The organism is Stenotrophomonas sp. STEN240, from assembly GCF_056756175.1.
Window position 1 is genome coordinate 1 of record NZ_JBRRBO010000085.1, and the last position, 4,729, is coordinate 4,729.

At 64.5% G+C, this 4,729-nt stretch carries 4 protein-coding genes; all 4 read left to right on the plus strand.

Going from position 1 to position 4,729, the window contains the following annotated elements; genetic code table 11:
• Positions 1 to 327: 327 nt before the first annotated feature.
• The 4 genes from ACVOKO_RS19310 (at position 328) to rnfB (ending at position 4,349) form a co-directional block, all read left to right on the plus strand.
• Positions 328 to 774: a DUF2147 domain-containing protein gene (locus tag ACVOKO_RS19310; RefSeq protein WP_057627123.1), complete on the plus strand. Its 447-nt coding sequence runs from the start codon at positions 328 to 330 to the stop codon at positions 772 to 774.
• A 232-nt stretch (positions 775 to 1,006) separates the two neighbouring features.
• Complete coding sequence (gene metG / locus ACVOKO_RS19315; RefSeq protein ID WP_346500987.1) at positions 1,007 to 3,085, plus strand: methionine--tRNA ligase; 2,079 nt, start codon at positions 1,007 to 1,009, stop codon at positions 3,083 to 3,085.
• Positions 3,086 to 3,241: 156 nt separating this feature from the next.
• Positions 3,242 to 3,832 (plus strand): HAD family hydrolase, encoded by a 591-nt coding sequence (locus ACVOKO_RS19320; protein ID WP_346500989.1) that lies wholly within the window; start codon positions 3,242 to 3,244, stop codon positions 3,830 to 3,832.
• A 55-nt stretch (positions 3,833 to 3,887) separates the two neighbouring features.
• Positions 3,888 to 4,349 carry an Rnf electron transport complex subunit RnfB gene (gene rnfB / locus ACVOKO_RS19325; protein WP_346500991.1) on the plus strand — a complete coding sequence of 154 codons (462 nt, stop codon included), beginning with the start codon at positions 3,888 to 3,890 and terminating at the stop codon, positions 4,347 to 4,349.
• Positions 4,350 to 4,729 lie beyond the last annotated feature (380 nt).

Sequence of the window (4,729 nt, forward strand, 5' to 3'; positions counted from 1 at the left end):
CCCCCCCTTTTCTCCCACCCCCCCCCCCCCGTGGGGGGGGTGGTGGGGGGGGGGGCCCCCCCGCTTCTTGGGCATTGCCGGGAAAGCCCCCTGCCGAGCATGGCTCGGCACTACAAGCCCCTCTCCGGCGGGAGAGGGGTTGGGGTGAGGGCAGCTTTTGGGGCATTACCGGGAAGCCCCCTGCCGAGCATGGCTCGGCACTACGGCCGCTCTCCCGTTCACCGAAAATCTGCTGCACTGCGGATTCCGTACGGGACCGAATGCGGTTACATTCGCCCCGTAACAGCGCCGTCGGCGGCTGATCAAACCCACCCTGGGAGGGGAAACATGCGCACCACTTTCAAGACCCTGTTGCTGGCCCTGCCGCTGCTGGCCGCCGGCTTCTCCGCCAGCGCCAGCGACAGCGCTGCCGGCCGCTGGCGCACCATCGATGACGAAACCGGCCGGGTCAAGTCCATCGTCGAGATCAGCCAGGCCGCCAACGGCACCCTCAGCGGCAAGGTGCTGCAGGTGCTGCAGTCCGAACACGGCCCGCACCCGCTCTGCAACAAGTGTGAAGGGGCCAACAAGGGCAAGCCGATCGAGGGCATGACCATCCTCTGGAACGTCCGTCCGGACGGCGCCAACAAGTGGGCCAACGGCACCATCTTGGACCCGGCCAAGGGCAAGACCTACAGCTCCAAGGTGGCCCTGGTCGACAACGGCCGCAAGCTGGACGTGTCCGGCTGCATCGCCTTCATCTGCCGCACCCAGACCTGGCTGCGCGACCAGTAAGCCGTTTGAAGCCTTTGCTTGAAGCCCCTCTCCCTGCGGGAGAGGGGTTGGGGTGAGGGTAAGGCGACGAAGTCGCTACCCGTTCAATGGCCTGCCTTGGCCCCGCACCCTCATCCGCCCCTACGGGGCACCTTCTCCCGCAGGGAGAAGAAACAAGCAGCCCCGGCCTCCCCGGGGCTGCCGCTTTTCAGCCATGCGATAATCCAGCGTTCCTTCGCTGCAAATGATGGCCATGACCCGCAACGCCCTAGTCACCAACGCTCTGCCCTACGCCAACGGCCCGCTGCACCTCGGCCACCTGGTGGGTTACATCCAAGCCGACATCTGGGTGCGGGCGCGGCGAATGATGGGCGGAAAGGTCTGGTACGTCTGCGCCGACGACACCCACGGCACGCCCATCATGCTGGCCGCGGAGAAGGCCGGGGTTACCCCGGAAACCTTCATCGCCAACATCCAGGCCGGCCATGAGCGTGATTTCGCTGCCTTCGGCGTGGATTTCGACCATTACGACTCGACCAACTCGGCCACCAACCGCGAGCTGACCGAGGCGCTGTACGCCAAACTCGACGCCGCCGGCCATATCAGCCGTCGCTCGGTGGCGCAGTTCTACGACCCGGCCAAGGGCATGTTCCTGCCGGACCGCTATATCAAGGGCACCTGCCCCAAGTGCAAGTCGCCCGACCAGTACGGCGACAACTGCGAAGTCTGCGGCGCCACCTATGGCCCGACCGATCTGATCGAGCCGAAGTCGGTGGTCTCCGGTGCCACGCCGGAAATGCGCGACTCCGAGCATTACTTCTTCGAAGTCGGCCGCTTCCAGGAATTCCTGCGCGAATGGCTGGCTGGCGATGTGGCCCTGCCCGGCGTGAAGGCCAAGCTGGCCGAGTGGCTGGATGCCGAAGGTGGCCTGCGCGCGTGGGACATTTCGCGTGATGCGCCCTACTTCGGCTTCGAGATCCCTGGCGCACCGGGCAAGTACTTCTACGTGTGGCTGGATGCGCCGATCGGCTACCTGTCCAGCTTCAAGAACCTGTGCGCCAAGACCGGCGACGACTTCGACGCCGTGCTCGCCGCCGACAGCAATACCGAGCTGCACCACTTCCTCGGCAAGGACATCGTCAATTTCCACGGCCTGTTCTGGCCGGCGGTGCTGAAGGGCAGCGGCCTGCGCACCCCGACCAAGCTGCACGTCAACGGTTACCTGACCGTGGACGGCGCCAAGATGAGCAAGTCGCGCGGCACCTTCATCATGGCCCGCACCTATCTGGATGCCGGCCTGGCACCGGAAGCGCTGCGTTATTACTTCGCCGCCAAATCCTCCGGCGGCGTTGATGATCTGGATTTGAACCTGACCGACTTCACCGCCCGCGTGAATGCCGATCTGGTTGGCAAGTTCGTCAACCTGGCCAGCCGCTGCGCCGGCTTCATCGCCAAGCGCTTTGACGGCAAGCTGGCCGATGCCCTGCCGGACCAGGCCCAGTACGACCGCTTTGTCGCTGCACTGGCACCGGTTCGCGAGGCGTATGAGCGCAACGACGCGGCTGCCGCCATCCGCCTGACCATGACCCTGGCCGACGAAGCCAACAAGTACATCGACGACACCAAGCCATGGGTCATCGCCAAGCAAGAAGGCGCCGACGCCGAATTGCAGGCGGTCTGCACGCAGGGCCTGAACCTGTTCCGCGTGCTGGTCACCGCGCTCAAGCCGGTGCTGCCGGCCACCGCGCTGCAGGCCGAGGGTTTCCTCAATGCCCCGTTGAATGGCTGGGACGACATCGCCAAGCCGCTCACCGCCCACACCATCGCCGCCTATGTGGCGCTGTTCACCCGTATCGACCCGAAGATGATTGACGCAATGACCGACGCCTCCAAGGACACCCTCGCCGCCAAGCCCGCTGCCGACGCCAAGCCAGCCAAGGCCGAAAAGCCCGCCAAGGTCGAAGTGAAGGCCGAGGCCAAGGCCGAAGGTGAAGCTTCCGCGTATATCGGCATCGACGATTTCGCCAAGCTCGACCTGCGCATCGGCAAGGTGCTGGAATGCGGTTTCGTTGAAGGTTCGGACAAGCTGCTGCGCTTCCTGCTGGATGCCGGCGACCTGGGCCAGCGGCAGATCTTCTCCGGCATCCGTGGCAGCTATGCCGAGCCGGAAGCGCTGGTCGGCCGCAACGTGGTGTTCATCGCCAACCTGGCCCCGCGCAAGATGCGCTTCGGCCTGAGCGAAGGCATGATCCTGTCGGCCGGTTTCGACGGTGGCGCGTTGGCGCTGCTGGATGCCGATGGCGGTGCATTGCCGGGCATGCCGGTTCGCTGAAGCAGGGAATCGGGAATCGGGAGTCGTAGAAGCAGGAGCATGGCTTCACGACTTCCGTATTTCCTCCGGCCCTCTGTAAACCAACGAACGCCGTAGCGATGTCGGGAATCACGGCCCTAAAGATTCCCGATTCCCCACTTTCCCTTCCCGGCACCCATGCAACTAGCGCTCTTCGACTTCGACCACACCATCACCGTCTGTGACACCTACAGCCGGTTTCTGCGTCGTGTGGCCACGCCGGAGCAGCGCGCGCAGGGCTGGTGGCGGGTGGGGCCGTGGTTGCTGGCCTACCGGCTGAAGCTGATCTCGGCCGAGCGCATCCGTCGCCGCGTCACTTCCCAGGTCTTCACTGGCCGCCATGCCGGTGAAATCAGCCAGATGGCGCGTGACTACGCGCGTGAGCACCTGCCCGCCATGGTGCGTCCGGAGATGCTGGAGCAGATTCGGTGGCACAAGGCGCAGGGCCATACTGTCGCCGTGGTTTCGGCGTCGATCGACCTGTATCTGCAGCAATGGTGCGATGCGCTTGGCCTGCAGGTGATCTGCAACCGGCTTGAGGTGCAGGACAATCGCCTGACCGGCCGCTACGCACAACGCGATTGCGGCCGGCACAAGGTTGCACTGGTGCGTGACATGTTCGACCTGGGCAGTTTCCAGCGCATTCATGCCTATGGCGACAGCGCCGAGGACAAACCCATGCTGGCACTGGCGCATGAGCGCTGGTATCGCGGCAAATGCCTGTCCTGAGTCCCACTCCCTGCAGGAGATGGCTCGGGCTGAGCGCACACAGCAGGACTGCGAAATGATTACCGATCCCTCATCCGACACTGCGCGCCCTCTCCCCCCGAACGGAGAGGGAACAGCTGCGCTGGTCGAACGCCTGGACCGGCTGCTGCCACAGACCCAGTGCGGGCAGTGCGGCTATGACGGCTGCCGCCCGTATGCCGAGGCGATGGCGGCCGGTAGTGCGGGCGTCGATCACTGCCCGCCCGGAGGCGATGCCGGCGCGCGTGCACTTGCCCATGTTCTCGGTGTTTCCGCCCTTCCCTACGACCGCGGCCGTGGCGAGCACAAGCCAGCGCAGGTAGCGGTGATCGTCGAAGCCGACTGCATCGGCTGCACCAAGTGCATCCAGGCCTGCCCGGTCGACGCCATCGTCGGCGGTGCCAAATACATGCACACCGTATTGGCCGACCTGTGCACCGGCTGCGAGCTGTGCATCCCGCCCTGCCCGGTCGACTGCATCGAGCTGATCGCAATCTAGCAGTCGCGCTGGTAGCTGCCTTGCAGCTGCTCTTGCAGGTGCTTTTGTAGGAGCGGCGTAAGCCGCGAAGCTGATGGAAATCCAGTAGGCAAAGATTCCAATTGCACGCATGCCTCTGCCGAGCTTGGTTTCGACCGGTCATGTTGAACGCTGCAATCCAATTGCCACCAGCTTCGCGGCTAACGCCGCTCCCACAAAGTGGCAGGAGCCAGCTCCGTCGGTGGATGTGGGAGCGGCATAAGCCGCGAAGCTGATGGAAATCCAGCTGGTGGAGATTCCAATTGCACGCCTGCCTCTGCCGAGCTTGGTTGCCAAGGGTCATGTTGAACACTGCAATCCAACTGCTGTCGGCTTCGCGGCTTACGCCGCTCCTACAAAAG

Coding starts and splice junctions, on each gene's coding strand:
- ACVOKO_RS19320 (WP_346500989.1), top strand. CDS start 3,242: ATGCAACTAGCGCTCTTCGACTTCGACCACACCATCACCGTCTGTGAC.
- metG (WP_346500987.1), top strand. CDS start 1,007: ATGACCCGCAACGCCCTAGTCACCAACGCTCTGCCCTACGCCAACGGC.
- ACVOKO_RS19310 (WP_057627123.1), top strand. CDS start 328: ATGCGCACCACTTTCAAGACCCTGTTGCTGGCCCTGCCGCTGCTGGCC.
- rnfB (WP_346500991.1), top strand. CDS start 3,888: ATGATTACCGATCCCTCATCCGACACTGCGCGCCCTCTCCCCCCGAAC.